The organism is Bradyrhizobium sp. IC3123 (assembly GCF_020193625.1).
In the GTDB taxonomy this organism is placed as follows: domain Bacteria; phylum Pseudomonadota; class Alphaproteobacteria; order Rhizobiales; family Xanthobacteraceae; genus Bradyrhizobium; species Bradyrhizobium yuanmingense.
Genome location: NZ_JADYVF010000008.1, coordinates 83,595 through 101,438, shown reverse-complemented (window position 1 = coordinate 101,438; position 17,844 = coordinate 83,595). Strand labels below are relative to the sequence as shown.

Here is a 17,844-nt window from a genome sequence, read left to right as displayed (position 1 = left end):
AAGTTTAAAGTTTCGGCAGAGCCAGCGAATTTTTTCAGCGTTGTATCAACTGAGCTCGTGATGACTTTGCGACTTGAAAAGGGCGGCAGCAGCGCCGTTACCTTCTTTCAGTTTTGATAATAGGAATAACGCCGATCGGAATAACCCTCAAAGCGACGCATAAACGCTTCGTCGGTTTTGTTGAGCACGGTGCCAAGCAATCGCTCTGAAACAAGCGGTGATGACTGGATTGCCTTGAGGACCTCGTTGGTGGACGTGCCCCATTCAACCACCATCACAAAAGCGTCAAACAGGCTTGCAACTGCTCTGACATCAGCGATGGGCAAGATCGGCGGCAAATCGCAAATGATGTAGTCGTATTCCTCTCGAGCTCGCTCCAGTCCCAGCCTGACCGATGACGCACAAAGCACATCCGAGCTGTTCGAGGGCGGTGCCCCAGATGGCGAGGGGACGACATCGAAGTTGAAATTGAGGTCGTTGATGATCACGTCTTTGAGACGCAACCGATCGACCACCATCCGTTGCAGCCCCAACCGGCGCTCGTAGCCAAGCATTTTGGATAAGGCCGGTTTACGCAGATCGGAATCAATCAGAAGCGTGCGGGCTCCGCTTTTCGCGAGGAATGCGGCGAGCGCCGCGGTGGCGGTTGTCTTCCCTTCACCGGGAAGGGCCGACGTAATGCCGATCACTTTTGGCTTGGCCGGATGCAGGTCGATGGCGACCTTGATGTAACGCAACGCCTCGGCCGTAGCTGAAAAAGGAGCGGCTTTGTTGATCTGCTGGAAGGCGCTGGCGTGACCGCCGCGCCATCGCGTCCGCAGCTTTGAAACAGCTGGGAAAGCGGCCAGACAGGGCGTGCTCAACAGCTTCTCGAGCTGGTCACGTGTGTGGACCCTCCGGTACATGAATTGCTCTCGGGCTATTGCTGCGAGCGTGCCCAGGCCGAGCCCGCACATCGCTGCGAAAGCCAAGGCTATGGCGAGCTTGGGCGAGCTTGGCTTTGTAGGTGCCGACGCTTCCGTCACCACGCGGGCCTCGGTCGACGGAAACGACTGCTGTTGCACCGACTGGGTGAATCGAGACAGGAAGGCCTCGTAGATGCCACGATAGGTGTTTGCACCCGTTTCCAGCTCCCGCAGGTGAACCTGAGCTTGTCGCGTCGCCCCGGATTGCTGGAAGATCTCGATCATTCGCCTATCGATCGCCTCCTCCTGCGACTTCGCAATCTGGAGTTCGCTCTTATAGCTCTCCGCGATACGGGAGATTTCATCCCACATCGATCGTTGCAGCGCTGCCATTTCCGATCGCAGATTCCTGGCGGCCTCATGCTCGGCGCCATAGCGCGCGCTCCATTCGGCTTGCTTGTTTTGGTTCTCCAGGTATTTCTGACGTAGCTTGGTAATCACCGGACTGTTAAGCGCATCCGTGACAACCGGATCTGGGATCGTGAAGTTTTCCTTCTCGGGTCGTTGTTCGAGAATGCGTTGTATACGCTCGAGCTTGGCGCGAGCTTGGCTGGTGTCGGCGCGAGCTTTGGCCAGTGCGACGCCGAGCTGATCGAGCTCAACCTCGCTCGCCAACTTGCCTTCGACGCCAATGATAATGCCGTTTTCGGCCTTGAAGTCCTGCACGGCTTTGTAGGCATTGCTGGCCTGCTGACGGAGTTCGCTGATCCGCTGTTCCAGCCAAACGCTGGCGCGTCGGGTAGCCTCGTACTTTGCCTGCAGCCGGTATTCGATATAGGCATCGGCGAAAGCATTGGCGATCCGTGCAGCCTTGTCCGGGTCAAGCGAAGTATAGGCGATCTGCTCGACGTAGCTGCGGCCCAAACGGGTGACGCGCAGATTGTCCTTGAGAACGCCAAGCGCGCGTCGCTCCAGCTCGGCAGACGAAGGCCTTTCTTCGGACGCTTTCGTTAGCCGCAACCATCGGGCCAAGCGGCTTGTGATTGCATTGCCCGAGGCGACGAACTCTGGATCATCCGTGAGACGCAACTTGTTTATGACCGCTTTTCCGACCTTTTCTGACCTAGTGGTCTCGATCTCACTCTCCACAACAGCGTCGTCTACGCCTTGATGTTCCTGGGAATTCTCACTTCGTGGCGAAGTGGTTCCCTTGGTATCAACGAACATGTCAGCCTGCGCCGTGAACTTGCGAGGCGCCATCCCGACGTAGAGCGAGCCAAGCGCCAACGAGGCGGCCGTCATGAAGGCAATAAGACGCCATTCGCGACGTAAGAAATCGCGTAACAGAAGCAGAGATCTTGCCTGATCAGGGGCGGCTTCTGTCGCCGTTGCATAGGGCCGAAATTCGCCGGCGATGTTCATTCCACGCCCTCAACTCAACTCGTTTCAAGAACGCATACAGTCCAAAAGGAGCGGCTCGCATCGGCTCGCGCAAACAAGAATTGGCATTTAAACAAAAAGCAGTATCGCCCATTAAATTGATGTTACAGAGCCTAAATGCCGTGCAGGCTGTGCTCAAGGAACAGTCAATTGAGGGTTGATCTCATGCCGAGCGCTTCCTTGCTTTGCTGTCTCGATCTGGCGCGTTGGGCGAAAGGGAATCGATATGCGAACGCATTTTGCGGATGAATGGCTCGCGGCCAAACTGCTGGGCGTGAGCAACGATAGCCTCGGGCTCAAAGGTCATTCGCTCGAATCGGGCAATGCTATTGCTGATGGCATCAATGGTCTGCTCGTCGAAGAATAGACCAGTCAGCTCGTTTGCGACTGTTTCGGTAGCGCCCCCCCGCCCGAAAGCGATCACCGGACGTCCGCTCGCCATGGCCTCTACCGGGACCATGCCGAAGTCTTCTTCTCCCGGGAAGATGAGCGCGCGACAGCGCGCGTAATGGTGCTTGAGTGCCTCGAACGGCTGCGGTCCGAGCACGGAAACGGTCGGGCCGGCGAGGCGGCGAATCTCGGATAACATCTCGCCGCCGCCGATGACTACCAGCTTCTGTTTCAATTCGTTAAACGCGCGTACCGCAAGGTCGGGCCGCTTGTAGGACACGAGTTCGCCGGCCATCAGATAGTAGTCGCCGAGTTCGGAGGAGGGGCACGGCGAGAATGCTGCAGTATCCACTGGTGGATGAATCACGTTGGCGTCGAGACCGTAGTAGCGGCGGATACGGCCGGCGACGGTTGCGGAATTGGCAACGAAGCTATCGACCCGCGCGGCGGAAGCGACATCCCACAGTCTTAGATAGTGCGCAAGCGAGGGCATGGCCAGCCGCGCGAGCGAACCGGCGCTGGCTCGGTAATCGTGAAACATATTCCAGATGTAGCGCATGGGTGTGTGGCAATAGCAGACGTGGAGGGCGTGAGGAGGAGCAATGACGCCTTTTGCCGGTCCGGATTCGCTGCTGAGAATCAGATCATAGTCGCGCAAATCTAGCTGCTCCAGAGCGAGCGGCATGAGCGGGAGATAGGTCTTGTACATGCGTGGAGCGCGCGGTAGCCGATTGATAAAGGTCGAAACAACGCGGTGTTTGCGAATAGTTTCGGAAACCACTTCTGGAACATAGACGTGCGTATAGATGTCCGCCTCGGGATACATCTCGCAAAGAGCTTCGAGGACTTTCTCGCCCCCGCGCATCCCCACAAGCCAATAGTGAATGATCGCGACTTTCATGCAGTCAATCCTTCGCGAATTGATCAAAGATGTGCTGTGATTGCGCATTGGGATCGCGCGGACATCTATGCTTCAGCGTGGTAGGACTTCAGGGGCAGGCGGACAGCCTTCGGCCGGACCAGGCCCGCGCCCGTACACGTGGACATAGTCGACCAACAGCGTGGAAGGATTGGGTGTCTGATCGATCGGCCAACCACCGCCGAGGGCAAGGTTCACAAGAGGGTAGAGTGGACCGTCGAGTTCAGGTGGGGTTGGTTGGCTCCAGACCGGGGTTCTGTCGAAGAAGAACACAACGGCCTGGGGCGAGATATCTACGCCGAAAGTGTGGAAGTCTTGCACGAGCGCATCGTTCGGTACCGTGACCTTCTGCCCCTCGCCCCGGGTCTTCTGCGGTTGTTGCTTGTACCAGATGTGCGTGGCGGCCTGATAAGCGGATGTGAACTGCCCATAGTATTCGATGACATCAAGTTCGACGTTTCCTTCCGTCACCGTGGCGGGCTTCAGAGCGGCAAGCCAGAATGCGGGCCACGTTCCCGGACCGGGCGGCATCTTCATACGTGCTTCGAAATAGCCGTACCGGGTTCCGGTCCCGGCGCCGGAAGCATCGGCCGCAGCCAGAAGACCCGACGTCCACTTGCCGTTCCGATCCTTCGAAGCGGTGATGGTGAGAACTCCGTCTTCCACCTTGAATGGCCCCCGCGGTCCCGGATTGGCAAATGCCGCGTCGCCGAAATCGCCCGACCAAGGGGTGTGTGCGGTCCAACGGGCAGCGCCCAGGCGGGTCGCTGAGACACTGAGGTCGTTGAAGTCTTCAAGCAAGACGGGATGAAGTTCACAGGATGCAGGCTGCTCAGCTGCGATCGCAGAACTGAGTGAAATCCCGACCGTGAGCACGACCGACGTGGCTGCCCAGGTCGAGCGTTTTGTTGCATGCCCCTTCTCGGTCATCTCGCTCTCCTTGATCCTGCATCGTGCACTTCGACCATCACACCGCCCCTGCGCGGCTGCTGACCCGAACACCAAAGCCATACAGCGCGCCGACATACACACTAGCGCCGAACAGAGAGATCACTCCCAGTTCAAAAAAGGCAGCCAGATGGAGCTCAGGCAGCCTGTATCGCAGGCCCATCACCAGAAGGGTCATCACCGCAGATGCGGCGGCGATCGGCCATAGATTGGCCGCCTCCGACGCGACGCTGGTTCCGACCAGTTGCCGGGCTCCCATCAAGGAGAGAACGAACATGATGAACGAAACCGCGGCTCGTGCCGCGACCACGCCTGCAATCGAATAGAAGTAGAAGCCAAAACACATCAGAACGATTTTGGCGCACAGCTCGACCAGGGTGAGGCGAAACACCAGATGGGTTCGATCGGTGGCCAGCGCCAACGAATGCAGGGGCTGATAGAACGCGCTGAGGACGGTCGACAATGCGAGCCACCGCAAGTAGAGTCCAGCCTCGCCCCACTGGGGCCCCAGCAAGACCTCGGCGATCAAGTCCGCGGTCAACGACATTCCGATGCAAGCCGGCGCGGCAAGTGACATCGTGAGCCGGGACGCCTTCGAATAGGCATGACGGAGCCGGTCCTGGTTCTGGTTGATCTGCGACAGTGCGGCCATGAGAGGCTGCATCGCCGGGCCGATCAGGCTCTGGGTTGGCATCACCGATAGATCGCTCGCGATGGTGTATTGACCCAATGTGGCCTTGCTCGAGGAATAGCCGAGTAGGATTCGATCAAACTGCCAGCTCAGCGCGATGATGATCTGAGCGCCGCTCAGCCAACCCAGAAAAGCCGAGAACTCCCGAAACTTCGACAGCGAGAGGTTTGGTCTGTAAGGGGCCAACAGGTACGACATCGATGTGGCGGCCAAGGACGCTGCGATGCCGCTGGCGACGATGGCCCAGTACCCAGCGCCAAGTTTGACTGCTGTCGCTGCAATGATTGCTGCGGCAAGTTTGCCAAAGATTTCGGCAACAAAGACTGGCCTGAAAGCCAGGCTGCGGGTGTGCTCGACCATTCCAGGGCTATACAGGCTGCGAGCCAAGGGTCCGATGGCGCTCACGATGATCAAGCTGGCCAAGCGGGAATCCTGGTAAATCTGAGCAAACGGCCACGCCACCAGCAAAAGCACCAATGTCAAGGCGATGCCTCTGAGAGCGCTCAAGGTGAAGGCAGTGTCCAAGTGTGACTTCGTTACGCTTGGCAAGCGCGTCAGAGCCTGCAGCGTTGGTACCTCGAGCACCATGTCCGCGATGATCGTTACGGTAGCGGCGAGGGCGGTGAGGCCGAAATCAGCGGGCGTCAGGATGCGTGCGAGGACCAGAAGCGTGACGAAATCGATAGCCCGGGCTGTTAGCCTGGACGACACAGTCCAAGCGGCGCCCAAGAGGGTTTTGCGGGCAAGCACGACTCAATGCCTGCACGTTGCGACGAGGCATTGCCTGGTCGCCGATGCGGAAAGAGTGCCGGCTTGCGCGGCTTCATGAGGCAGTGGCGTCATCGCGGGTGCCTGTGCTTGGAGATACTGGTCGCGGGCCCGAGCTCTTGTCGCTCGGTATGAGGGTCGCTGCGCGTTCGGGTTCAAGACGGCCCCTCAGAACGTCGGCGAAACCGAGCACGTTACCGCGAAGCCGGCCCCGCCGGTCGATGAAAGGTTCAGGTCTGGCGGCGCGCGCCAGGTTGATGGCGACGTTCCGAAAGATCTGCATGGTTGCCTGCCGAGGCGTCATCGTGCCTTTGCGCAGCAGGTAGATTGGATTGACGACTTGGGAATAGCCCAGGCGATCTCCGGCAACACGGCCCGCCTTCAGTCCCATATGCACGCCTCGGGCGCGGGGGGATTTGATCAGCCGGCCGCCTCGCTTTGCGAGCGCTGCGCCAAAATCCCGGTCTTCCTGCCACCCATAGAGCACGAGCCGCTCATCAAAGGTTATGTTGCCGATCGCAGACATGCGGAAAGCCATGTTGCAGCCGTACGGGCTGAATGGTTCGATGCGCGGTGCTTCGGGCGACAGCGTGCCTTCCGTCAAGATGCGCAGCGCTTCATCAAAGCTGAGACCCGGTCCGAGGATGCCGTCAGCATAAAGATAACCAGTGAAGCCGACGACCTCTGGTTCGTCTCGAAACGTTTGCGCAGCCGCGGCCAACCAGTCGGGATCCGCCAGAAAATCATCGTCAAAGAACACGATCACGTCGGCCTCATTACTGAGCGCGGCCAACGCGGTATTTCGCTGAGCCGGCAACCCGCCGGGCCCTGTGACAAGCCGAACGCCGGGCAGCTCGGCGGCATCGCCCGCATCCTCACGGTTGACGCAAGACACGATGACGGCGTCCGGCTTGAGAGTCTGGGTCTGCAGCAAGTGAGTCAGGGTAGCCGTCACCGTTTCGGGCCGTCCTCGTGTCGCGATTGCCACTGCCACTCTGGGCATGCGTCCAACGGTGGTCTCACGCGCTCTCAGACCCGATGTAGGCTCTCGCATCAGCTCGACATATCCAGCCGCAGTGCGCGCCCAGGAGAACATCTTAATGCGCTCGCGGCCACGCCCGACCAGTTCATCGCGCTGATCGCCGGATGTCGAGAGTTGCCGAATGCACTGCACCCATCGTTGCGGATTGTCGGGGGGAGCGAGCAAGGCGGCATCGCCGCACACTTCGCTCATGCTCGCGCGATCCGAGGCAATGACAGGACAACCACGCGCCATTGCTTCGACGATCGGAAGCCCGAAGCCTTCTGTCCACGATGGAAAGATCAAGCACAAGGCGCGATCCATGAGATAGGCGAGATCGTCATCGGTGACGCGGCCGAGCAGGGTCAGGCCGCGTGCGTCGGTTAGACGTTCAGGAGAAAATATGTCGGCGCCGCCGCCGGCGACGATCACGCCGATGTTCATTGCGGCGAGCTCCGGCGCGATGGTGCTAACCAGCTGCAGGTTCTTATGCGGAGCGCGCGATCCGAGCGCCAGCACGAACCGACCCTCGGCCGCAAGCTGGCAATTCACGCGCGCGAGGCTGGGGTCCCAGGCCAAGGCGTGCTCATGTCCATTCGGAAGCACTGGAATGTCCGCGGCGCGTAGCGGCAGGTGCTGGGCAAGTTGTCGGGCCGAATAGGCTGAAACGGTGCTGATCCTTGCCGCGCGCTTGGCCAACAGCGGTTGCAGGGCGCGATAGATCGCGCGAAACGCTGGCCAATAGCTCTCGGGTGCATCGAACACGTTGGCGTCGTGAATACACACGACCTGATCCGGTTTGACGGCCGGCGCTGTGTTGCCGAGATTGAGCAACCGTCCGGGCCACCGCCCGGGAAGAACCAATTGCTCCCAGAGGTGTCCGCCGAGCGGCCCCGCCGGGATGAGCGGCATGGCCGGAAGCCGAGGATCGGGGGCGGCTTTGGGGGCAATGATCGGAACGCTTGCGCCGGACCCGACGAGTGCCTGATTCATTGCCGCCGTGACGCACCCGGCGTAGCGCTGCACGCCGCTCGTGGGCTGCGTCAGATAGCGGCCATTGACCGCAAAACTGCTGGATGCATTCATGCTTTGGCTCCCGATGGTTCGGACGGCGTGAGCAACACTCCTTCGAGGTGATCCCGCGGTGAAGCGCAAGCCAGCGCGGCGAGAGCGTAGAACAGCAGACCTTGGTCCACGGACGGAGCCGCCAACGTGTCGCCAATGATGAGAGCAAAACATGCATTGCGCGCGGCTAGGCGAGCGTCGATCTCATAAGCACGCGGACCATTCAATGGTGCGAACAGGGCTGTTGCGGCGAAAAGGAGGTAGAAGGCAGTTCCCGGAATACCAACGTTGGCAAGCAGTGCGATCGGAAAACTCGATGTGCGGATAGTTCCGAGCCCAACGCCGAAACCAAAGGAGTCAAAGAAGTTCTGTAGGGCAGCCGCGTTCCACGAACTGCGCTCGACGGCCGAGGTCGAAGAGGATTTGTTGAGAATCAACGTATCGACATAGCTACGCGCCGTTTCGCTGGCTCGCTCGTCGAGGAGCACGCCCAAGATCACGATGACCAAGAGGATCGGCGTGCATAGCACAGCCGCGGAACTGAGCGGACGGTTCGGTTGAAAGCCCGATCGCCGCAGAAGTCCGGCGTAAAGGATCAAGCCGACCAGTGGAGCCCCAGCAAATCCTGTCGAGGAGGTTGACAGAACGACCAGCGCCAGCGATGCAAGCGCCATCGGGCCGGTGAGCATTGGCAGCCTGCCGCTCAGAAAGAGGGTGCCGGTGAACGCGAACGCTCCGAGAGTGGCGCGCGCGAATGCGGAAGCTTCGGGAAATGAACCGACGATCCGTTTTACACCGTTGACCTGATCATCGGCGTGCATTGTGTACCGGGCGTTCCGCATGAAATCGAGGAGACTTTGGGTGCCTGTCGCATACGTTCCGATGTCCAGCATGGCGAGCAGGACGTTTCCGGCGCAATAGCCGAGTACTGCGGCGACAACGGCGCGAAAGCCGGCATGAGTCGTTGCGATCGCGGCCGTGATCCCGAAGCAGGCGAGATCCGCTGCCATGTAGACGGACTGAGTAAAATTGCTGGACACTGGCCCAAGCGGGACGGTTGAGCCGGTGTCGGCGTATTCAGACGCGCCAAGAGGAACGATCTGCGTTGCGCCAGCCAGTAAGCGCGGCATCAGGACAGCAGAGCCGACGCCAAAGATTACCAAGCACAACAGCCAAAATCCGGGTTGGCCGAAATTCATGGCTCGCATCGCAGCGGCAGCCTCGTGACGCCGAGCGAGCACAGCCGCCATGGCAAAACTTAAGAACAGGTGTGCCGGTTGAATGTTTGCGCCGCCGACGAGGATGGCGGCGGCCGCGCCAAACAGGGCAGTGCCCATCAGCACGCCGAAAGTGGCGCGATAACCGAGCGGCAGGCAGAGCAACCCGAGTAGGATGGTCAAAATCCCGATCGGTTCTAGCGACATGGCGCACCGCCGGGGTTTGACTCGAGTACGCTGCGACACGTCCTGACCAGAGTCGCGGAGCCAGCGCGGCTGACCGGAGACGGCACGTGAAGTGCTGCTGGATTCGGCATCGGAGTTTTCAATGCTGGCGAGCCATCATGCCCCTGATAGAATGTATGGAATCAAGCATCGGCAGCAGAGCGTGCTTAAGGACAGGGAATTGCCGAGCTATTGCGCCCTCACGCCAGAGTTCAAATCGCAGCGATGCCAGCCTGCTCAACACCGGCTGGGGTTGCTCGGCGCGCAATGCCTGCAGCACATCGGGTCTGCCAAAGTCGACGGATCGGCCCGGCACTTCGAGGCATCGCAATTCGCCGGCGGTAGGCCGCGTAATGGCCCGCTTGAGCCGAACCCAGGCGGCATCGGCATCGCGTAATGCCGCCGCCCCGCCGTCGATCGGAAGGCTGTCTACGTAACTGAGCGCGCCGGACAGCAATTCGTTTCCGAGGCTGGCATCGCTGATCCCAAACCGGATGTCGCCGCAATTGGCCGCGACATCCTCTCCGTCGTCGACAAAAGAAGTGACCGAGGGGATCCTTGGCTCGAACAGGCTCTCAATCAGATGCCAATACCGCAGGACCGAGGAACGGACGTCGAGCGGACTATAGCGATTGCGCTCAACCAAGAGACCGAAAACCTGCTTGAAATGTTCTTCGCTGTGTCCCTTATAGTTTGATCGGGCAAACTGAATAGTTTCAATTTGTAGCGCCGGAAAGGCACTGGCCAATAGCCGCTGTGTGCTTCCGTAGAGACCGGTATCGCACAGCAGAATTCGGCGAGCATCGCCCCGGAGTTTGGCAAAGTGCCGCTCGAACAACGCGTTCTGCACGCGGATGTCAGACAAAACCGCCTTCGCGCGATCGTCGAACAACATGGTCAAGAATACGTCTGCATGAAATGGCTGCTTCCATTCCTCTGGCAGCTCGTAGCGTCCTCCACCAAGGGCACAGGCTACATCAAGAAACGGGCGGCCGCGAAACTCACGGGCAATCTCCTCGAGCGCGGAAGCGCTGCGAACCAACACCGCAGCGCGCGCCGCAACGAGGCGTGAGACCATGAAGTTCTGCCGTGGCATGCCGAGCGGCAGCGAAAGCCGAGCGACGACTCGTTCGAAGACTTCCCTTATTCCAACACCGCCCCGGGCGCAGAACAGCAAGGTCGCCTTGTCGCATGCGTTCACTTCGGCGGCGTATAGCCAAATCAGCAAACAAAACTGAGTGACGATGGGCCCAAGGACAACACGTCCAAACGCGTACGCATTTTCGGGTGGCTCCGCTGCCGAGCGGTTGCCGCGCTTTGGTCGCGACAATGCGGCCCGAGCAGCAACCAAACCGCCATTCGCCTTGCGCAAATAGCTGAACCAGACCGGCCGGGGTGTATGAATGACAGTTAATCCATGTGCCGAGGCGCGACGGACGTCGGCATGCGGATCATCGCCGATGTGCAGAATTCGTCCTAAGGATACCCCTTCTGCTTCGGCGACCCGGGCAAACAGGGCACCGTCACGCTTGGTGCATCTCTGATCGGCGCTGCTGTAGATCTGATCAACAACATCGCGCCCATGAAAATGCGAGATTAGTCTATCGAGGTCTGCAGACGACAGCATGGTGTCGCTGACGGCGACAACGCGGTTGCCCGCCGCTCGACGCGCGCGCAGAAACCCGGCCAAGGTCCGGTTGGCAACGAGCGAGGTCTTCTCGATGTCGAGTTCAATCGCCAATCGCGCAGCGCTCAAGGAATCCGGAAGACCTAGCAAGCGAAGTTGCCGATCGATCACGTCGGGCAGTCGGACTTCACCGGAACCGCGCACGGCGAGCACTCGGAAGGCAATTCGCTCGGCTTCTTGTCTGGCTCTCGCCAGCAGAACAGGTTCAATTTGCCAGCCGCGCGCCCGAAGAAGGTTGCTGAATAAATGCTCACCTTGCACAATACGTGAGCGAGCGGAGCGCACGGTTCGCAGCAGAAGCGTATCAAAGACGTCGACGGATATCAGATCGATTCCATCGGCGACTCTGACGCGCTCGGCTAGCCTATGTGACTTCATAAATTACCAAACTCCAACGCACCGAATGACGCAAAACACGCGTAACGGTCGCAAATTGATTTGTGCTAGGCGGGCTCCGCAATTAGATGTTGATCAGATCAATAAATTGCTTGTAGCATTTTGCGTGCCAACTCTGAGGGGCGTTCATATTTAAGAATTATATGGACTGGCGAATTACCAGCCGAATTCTCACGATCTCAGCTGATCGTTCCAGCGAGGGGTATTTAGAGAATAATGATGCGATCGCTTACTAAGCATGGGATGTCTGCGCTCGCTTCTGTTGCCTCCAGGGCTGCACAAAGCGCGTCGTTGCGCAGGATGATCTTCAATGGCATCCGGTTGCGGCGGCCTGAAGTGGAACGTTTTGGTCGAATGGACGAGATCCGCTTCTTGGCCCATTGCTTTCTGAATCGCGATCGATCGCGATCGCAAATATTTCAAGACCTCTGGGTCAGCTACGAGCTCGGAGAGAAGCAGGGCGGGTTCTTTGTTGAGTTTGGTGCAACCAACGGCGTTACGAATAGCAACACCTGGCTGTTGGAAAAGGAATACGGCTGGCAAGGAATTCTAGCTGAGCCAAATCCAATCTGGCACGACGCGCTCACACAGAACCGGACTTCGCGCAAGGATCATCGGTGCATCAGCTCTAGTTCAGGCAAGAAGGTACGCTTCTTGGTAACGAACGAAGTTGATCCGGAGCTCAGCGGGGTAGCCGAATTCGCCTTGGGTGATCATTTTGCAGCTGTGCGTTCAGCCGGACAAGAGATCGAAGTCGAGACGGTCTCGCTTAACCAGCTGCTAGCGGACTGCAATGCTCCTCGCAGGATTGACTACATGTCGATCGATACCGAGGGGAGCGAGTACGATATCCTAAAGAGCTTCGATTTCTCCCGCTACAGCATCGATCTACTCAGCGTGGAGCAGAATCGACAAACGGAAGCTGCGATTCAGGCGCTTCTTGCGACGCACGGATACAAGCGAGTCTTCGAGGAGTTCTCGCAGTGGGACGGCTGGTATGTGCATTCGGAGCGCATGACCTCTCGGCGTGGCACGAATCTTGACGGGCAATTGGCGCAAGCCCCGTGCAGGTAGCGTTGGTCGAGAAAACGAATGGCTGACCAGACCCGGACTGAGCTTGAATGAAAGAGTTTTCAGCACGAGCAAGAATGCCGCACATGTCATCGTTAGAGCCCGCGGCTGAAGCAAAGCGCATCAATGTCGCGATGCTGCTCAGCTGCAGTTCCTTCGAAGGGTTTTTTGGGTGGGTGCAGGGTCAGACGCGCGCTAGCTATCTCGAGCGGTATCGAAACGATTGGGCGTGGTACTATGCTCGCGGTTTGAGCCGAAACGGGATTAGGCCGATGCTCTATATCCCCTCACTGCGGGAGTCGGGAAAGTTCGCCACCGATGATGGGATCGACGTTCGATTTCTGCCGCTCGAGAATTGGTACCAGCTGATCGAACGGGTGTGGGTCAAGCGCCTGTCGCGCCGTTCGCGCTGGTCCCTATATGCTGAGGAACGGTTGAACACGATTGCATTTATGCGGCCGCTTCGGAAAGCGCTGGCAGCGGATAGAATTGATCTGCTGTACGTGCAGGAATATTGGAGCGGCAGGTTCGATCACCTCGCAGGTCGAATTGATTTGCCAATAGTCGGTGCAGATCATGGCGGCCTGCCGGATCGTGTCGTGAAGCTGTTCAAACGCGATAGCTTTTGCAGGGCGGCGTTGCTCTACGGTCAAACCGAGCAGGAGTGTCGCATCGTCAGTCGATATGGGGGTCGATCCCGTCTCCAGCCGAACGGCTGCGACGTATCGGAGTTCTTTCCGGATGCGGCCGCGAGCCGTTCCAAAACGATCCTGACAATCACGCGTTTGACCAACAGGCAAAAGCGCACGACCGACCTCATTCGCGCACTCGCCAACCTGCCAGAGGAATGGACGCTGGATATTGTCGGCACGGGGCCGGACAAGGACCTGATGCAGGGGCTCGCCGCCAAGCTCGGCGTGTCGCACCGGGTGCGATTTCATGGATTTGTCGACCGATCCAAGGTGCGCTCCTTGCTGTGCCGGTGCGGCGTATACGTGATGCCCTCGGCGAACGAGGCGGTGGCGCTTGCTGTCCTGGAGGCAATGGCCTGCGGTGCGGCGGTGGTTCTGAGCCGCATACGGTCGTTTGAGCAATTGGTCACGCACGGAGTTAATGGCGTGCTGTTTCCCGTCGGTGACGTAACAGGTCTATCCGCTGCCATCCTCGATGCCTGGCGCAATCACCAAGCACTTGGCCGAGCAGCAATCGAAACTGTCCACCAAAGCTACAATGCGGAGAAGCTGTACGCGGAGCTGGCAGATAGTCTGCGAAGATCCGCTCATCACGCTGTAGCCACCGCGGCGGAATCAAGCTTGAACTTGGAGGCTTTGTCTTAGCGGCATGAGGCAGGAAATCATAGGCGACGCTCCCCCATCTTTTGAGAAGGTTTGCGTAATGAAGGAATTATACGAGGGTGATGCTTACGGAAAGAACAATCCGACATGGCATGAGGAGGATGCGCCGTGGAAGGCGGGTCACGTCGCGCAGATGATCCGACGAAACAACATCCCGACCCAGCGCATATGCGAGATCGGCTGCGGGACAGGCGAGATCTTGTTGAACCTGGAAAGGACGTTTCCGGATGCGCGCTTATCGGGGTACGAAATCTCGCCCGATGCGTTCAGGCGCGCAGCAGCAAAAAGCACTCAACGCACAAAGTTTCACTTAAGCAACCTTCTCGGCGAACACGATTTGGAATTTGATGTTATCCTCGCAATTGACGTGATCGAGCACGTTGAGGACTATATCTCATTCATAAAGCAGTTGCGTAGGTTTGGAACATTTAAGATCTTTCACATCCCGTTGGATCTCTCCGCGCAATCCATTTTGCGGGCTTGGCCGATTGCCGACCTCAGACGCAATGTCGGACACATTCACTACTTCTTCAAACAGTCAGCGTTGGCCACGCTCGAGGATTGCGGGTACACGATTGTCGATCATTGTTACACCGCTAGTCGGTTGGAATTGCCCAATCAGGCCTTCACAAGCCGTCTCATGCGAGTGCCCCGCCGCCTGATGTTTGCCTTCAATGCGGATCTCGCGGTGCGTTTGCTAGGCGGCTACTCGCTGTTGGTCCTCGCAAAATGAGGACCGGCGCAAGTCGGCTGGGTTGCGGTCATAGGCTGAGCCGGGTGATCGGCCTCAGTTGGAGGCGATCGATCCTGAATTGGAGCTGCGCTTATCCGCTGCAGCCAGCTCGTCTGGCGCAATCAGCTTACGCTGATAGGCACGAAACAGCGCGCGGATGATGACGCCGACAAAGTAGCCGCCTTGCAAGATGGCTTGGGTGGCTAAGACGGCAAGAACGGTTTCAAGCCCGCCGAGGCGCTGATTAAGTGTCAGGAAGATCGTGACAAACAGGACAAGCAAGGCAAAGGGGAGCAATGCCCGAAATCGGAAGCGCAGCCCCAACACCGCTCCGAAAATTGCCAGTCCGATAGCCGCGTATTCCATTACAGTGCCCCGCGATACGCGAAGTCCCCTCGAAGAGCTGAGCTGAAAACGTCCTTGCGATCGGTTTCGCGCCCCCTCACGCCGGCCGGAGTTCGACACCTCGCCTCGCTTGCCAACCGACGAACCCGTCAAGTGACAGATCACCTGTTGCGAGAACGTAAACTCGCAGTGTGGCAAGATCTTGTGGCGGTGCAGCACTCTCGGAGCGCCAAAGCCAGTTTGGTGCATCCGAACAACAGCTTAGGTCGGCTTGCCAGGCCAAGCTCTGTGAAAGCCGCCGACGCGCCACAATAGCAAGCAGAGGAACCAGATCAAGTTAGAGGTTCCCCCCGTCAACGGATTTTTTTCGGCACAGCGCGTTGGTGTTTCGGCCGATGTCACCTTGGCAGGGTATTTGCAACGCAAGCATCGTTGGTCATTTTTTAGCTTGAGGTCAATCGTCCCGGTGAACGCGCCGGACCAAGCACTGGGGTGTCTTGCATCTTCCCTGGCTATTTGCCGCAGGTGTGCATGCGTATTGTACAATTACTCAATCATACACGCCGGCTGAATGGTCATGTGCATGCCGCCGTGGACCTCGCCTGTGCGCAGGTGAAACTCGGCCATCAGGTCGCGATGGTGAGCGGCGGCGGCGATTTTGATGCCTTGCTCGCGGACAACAATGTCGAAAACATCCGCATTGGTTTGGAGCGTCGACCTAAGGAGCTGCTGCAGGCCACGCTGTCGCTCTATCGGCTGATGCGCGATTGGCGGGCAGAGGTGGTTCATGCCCATATGATGACCAGCGCTGTCCTTGCCTGGCCAATTTGCAAGTTGCTCGGAATCCCGCTCATCACAACCGTTCACAATGAATTCCAGTCTAGCGCAGTCCTCATGGGCCTCGGAGCGAGAGTGATCGCGGTTAGTGCAGCCGTTGGCAAGTCAATGCGAAGACGGGGAATCCCACAGTCGAGGATCCGCGTGGTTCTGAATGGAACAATCGGTGCAGCGCGTTTCGAGCAAAAGGATCGCACGCCAGCCTCGCTTCAATCACCGGCGATCGTGTTCGTTGGCGGATTGCATCCGCGAAAAGGGCTATCGGACCTCTTTTCTGCGTTCGATATGGTTTACGCGGCGCTCGGAGCAGGACGCTTATATATTGTCGGCGACGGTCCGCACCGCGAGCAATATGCCGTCCAGGTCAGCTCGATGGCATGCGCGTCGGCGGTGACCTTCTTGGGTCCTCAAGATAATCCTTTTCCGTTCCTGTCAGGGGCCGACATATTCGTGTTGCCGTCGCACGCTGATCCCGCTCCGCTGGTGCTGTCGGAAGCGCGGGAAGCTGGCTGCGCCATCGTCGCGACCGATGTCGACGGAATTCCTGAGTTGCTTGAACAGGGACAAGCAGGCGTTCTCGTTCCCGTGGGCAACCCGCAAAGACTTGCCGAAGTATTGCGCTGTTTGCTCCAAGACCGACAAGCTGTGCTGGAGTGGAAAAAGAAAAGTCAGTTCAATCTAGAGTTTCTTACAATTGAGCGGGTCGCTCGTCAAACGCTGGCGATTTACGAAGAGGCGTCAGGTCCCACTCATGCTCACGCCTGAAGCAAGCAATGTCAGTGACCCAGCTATAGCGACAACGTACTCGAGAACAGAGGCTAGCGATGCTCCCCAGCTCGCCGTCATCATCACCTGCTTTAATTACGAGGCTTACGTTGAGCGAGCGATCAGGAGCGTCTTAGACCAGAACTGCGATGCCTGCGAACTCCTGGTGGTGGACGATGGCTCAACTGACGGCTCCTGGGAGACGATCACCCGCTATGCGGTGACTGCATTCAAGATCCAAAACCGCGGGCAGCTAGGGGCCTGCCTGTTTGGGCTAGAAAAGACCCAAGCAAGATTCATCTTGTTTCTCGACGCCGATGATGAGCTCAAGCCAGGTTCTCTGGTCAGAATCTTGGCCGAATTAGACGAGCGCGTTGCAAAACTTCAATTTGGGCTGACGCTCATCGATGCCGAAAGCAGGCCCGTCGGATCATTCTCGTCGCTCGAGTCGTTTCGGGAGCGCGACCGATTGGTCAATGAGGTGCTCAAACGCGGCGTCTACAAGACGCCACCGACGTCTGGAAACGTATTTCGTCGGGATGTCTGCGAGCTGCTGCGCGAGGTGGACTATGACAAGGCCGTTGACGGGGTGGTTTTGTTTGTTGCTCCATTCTTTGGGGACGTCGTCAGCCTTTCCGAAGAGCTGGGAAACTACCGCGTGCACGGCCTAAACGATTCGCAGCTCGGTCAGCTTCCAAGCGCTTCGTTGCTGCAGCGCGATATCAAGAGGTTTGTGGCACGTACCGAGCATTTGCGCGCGATTCTTGCTCGAGTGGCTCCGGGACGAAGATTGGTTGAGCCGCAAGGCGCCTTTTACTATCGCGAGCGCAGCTTCTGCCTTCAAATCGTATCGGCAAGCAGCTCACGCGCATCGATGTTGCCGAAATTGATAGCGAGTGTTGGCTCTGAGCCTTTCCCAATCGTTCAAAAAATTGCGCTGGTTGCTTTCTTTGTGCTTGCGGCCATGCTGCCTCGCGAACCAGCCAGAGCATTGATGGCCTACAGGTCTCGAAACCGGAGACGATCGGGACTTCTCCGCTTTGCTTCGCGGCGCTAGATAGGACGC

General features: G+C 58.4%; 13 protein-coding genes. 5 read left to right on the top strand and 8 right to left on the bottom strand.

Annotated features, from left to right (window positions below; translation table 11 throughout):
* Positions 1 to 107: 107 nt before the first annotated feature.
* From I6F20_RS24670 to I6F20_RS24640, 7 genes are all read right to left on the bottom strand, one after another.
* A complete protein-coding gene (locus I6F20_RS24670; protein ID WP_225128185.1) occupies positions 108 to 2,327 on the bottom strand; it encodes a polysaccharide biosynthesis tyrosine autokinase in 2,220 nt (739 codons plus the stop codon).
* A gap of 181 nt (positions 2,328 to 2,508) precedes the next feature.
* The gene (locus tag I6F20_RS24665; RefSeq protein ID WP_225128184.1) at positions 2,509 to 3,636 is read right to left on the bottom strand and encodes a glycosyltransferase; all 1,128 of its coding nucleotides are present in this window, start codon (positions 3,634 to 3,636) and stop codon (positions 2,509 to 2,511) included.
* A gap of 72 nt (positions 3,637 to 3,708) precedes the next feature.
* Entirely contained in the window at positions 3,709 to 4,584 is an 876-nt protein-coding gene (locus I6F20_RS24660; RefSeq protein WP_225128182.1) for a glycoside hydrolase family 16 protein, read from the bottom strand.
* Positions 4,585 to 4,621: 37 nt separating this feature from the next.
* Positions 4,622 to 6,043, bottom strand: a complete 1,422-nt coding sequence (locus tag I6F20_RS24655; protein WP_225128180.1) for a lipopolysaccharide biosynthesis protein — start codon at positions 6,041 to 6,043, stop codon at positions 4,622 to 4,624.
* 73 nt (positions 6,044 to 6,116) lie between these two features.
* Entirely contained in the window at positions 6,117 to 8,168 is a 2,052-nt protein-coding gene (locus I6F20_RS24650; protein ID WP_225128179.1) for a glycosyltransferase, read from the bottom strand.
* Positions 8,165 to 9,571 carry an O-antigen ligase family protein gene (locus I6F20_RS24645; RefSeq protein ID WP_225128178.1) on the bottom strand — a complete coding sequence of 469 codons (1,407 nt, stop codon included), beginning with the start codon at positions 9,569 to 9,571 and terminating at the stop codon, positions 8,165 to 8,167. Before I6F20_RS24645 ends, I6F20_RS24650 begins: the two co-directional genes overlap by 4 nt.
* Before the next feature lie 118 nt (positions 9,572 to 9,689).
* A complete protein-coding gene (locus tag I6F20_RS24640; protein ID WP_225128177.1) occupies positions 9,690 to 11,654 on the bottom strand; it encodes a hydrolase in 1,965 nt (654 codons plus the stop codon).
* Positions 11,655 to 11,915: 261 nt separating this feature from the next.
* Between I6F20_RS24640 and I6F20_RS24635 the strand changes: the two genes are divergently transcribed.
* From I6F20_RS24635 to I6F20_RS24625, 3 genes are read left to right on the top strand one after another with little or no spacing between them, the layout of a single operon-like run.
* A complete protein-coding gene (locus I6F20_RS24635; protein ID WP_225128176.1) occupies positions 11,916 to 12,746 on the top strand; it encodes an FkbM family methyltransferase in 831 nt (276 codons plus the stop codon).
* Positions 12,747 to 12,793: 47 nt separating this feature from the next.
* On the top strand, positions 12,794 to 14,080 hold the full coding sequence (locus I6F20_RS24630) for a glycosyltransferase family 4 protein (protein ID WP_225128175.1): 1,287 nt from the start codon (positions 12,794 to 12,796) through the stop codon (positions 14,078 to 14,080).
* A 58-nt stretch (positions 14,081 to 14,138) separates the two neighbouring features.
* A complete protein-coding gene (locus I6F20_RS24625; RefSeq protein ID WP_036035408.1) occupies positions 14,139 to 14,831 on the top strand; it encodes a class I SAM-dependent methyltransferase in 693 nt (230 codons plus the stop codon).
* A 54-nt stretch (positions 14,832 to 14,885) separates the two neighbouring features.
* Here I6F20_RS24625 and I6F20_RS24620 read toward each other — a convergent pair whose 3' ends face one another.
* Positions 14,886 to 15,197: a hypothetical protein gene (locus I6F20_RS24620; protein WP_157286778.1), complete on the bottom strand. Its 312-nt coding sequence runs from the start codon at positions 15,195 to 15,197 to the stop codon at positions 14,886 to 14,888.
* A gap of 510 nt (positions 15,198 to 15,707) precedes the next feature.
* Between I6F20_RS24620 and I6F20_RS24615 the strand changes: the two genes are divergently transcribed.
* Together I6F20_RS24615 and I6F20_RS24610 are read left to right on the top strand one after the other, a co-directional pair.
* Positions 15,708 to 16,778, top strand: coding sequence for a glycosyltransferase family 4 protein (locus I6F20_RS24615; RefSeq protein WP_225128174.1), 1,071 nt, complete (start codon positions 15,708 to 15,710; stop codon positions 16,776 to 16,778).
* Positions 16,765 to 17,835, top strand: a complete 1,071-nt coding sequence (locus tag I6F20_RS24610; RefSeq protein ID WP_225128173.1) for a glycosyltransferase family 2 protein — start codon at positions 16,765 to 16,767, stop codon at positions 17,833 to 17,835. The genes I6F20_RS24615 and I6F20_RS24610 overlap by 14 nt, the downstream gene beginning before the upstream one ends.
* The last annotated feature ends 9 nt before the right edge of the window (positions 17,836 to 17,844 follow it).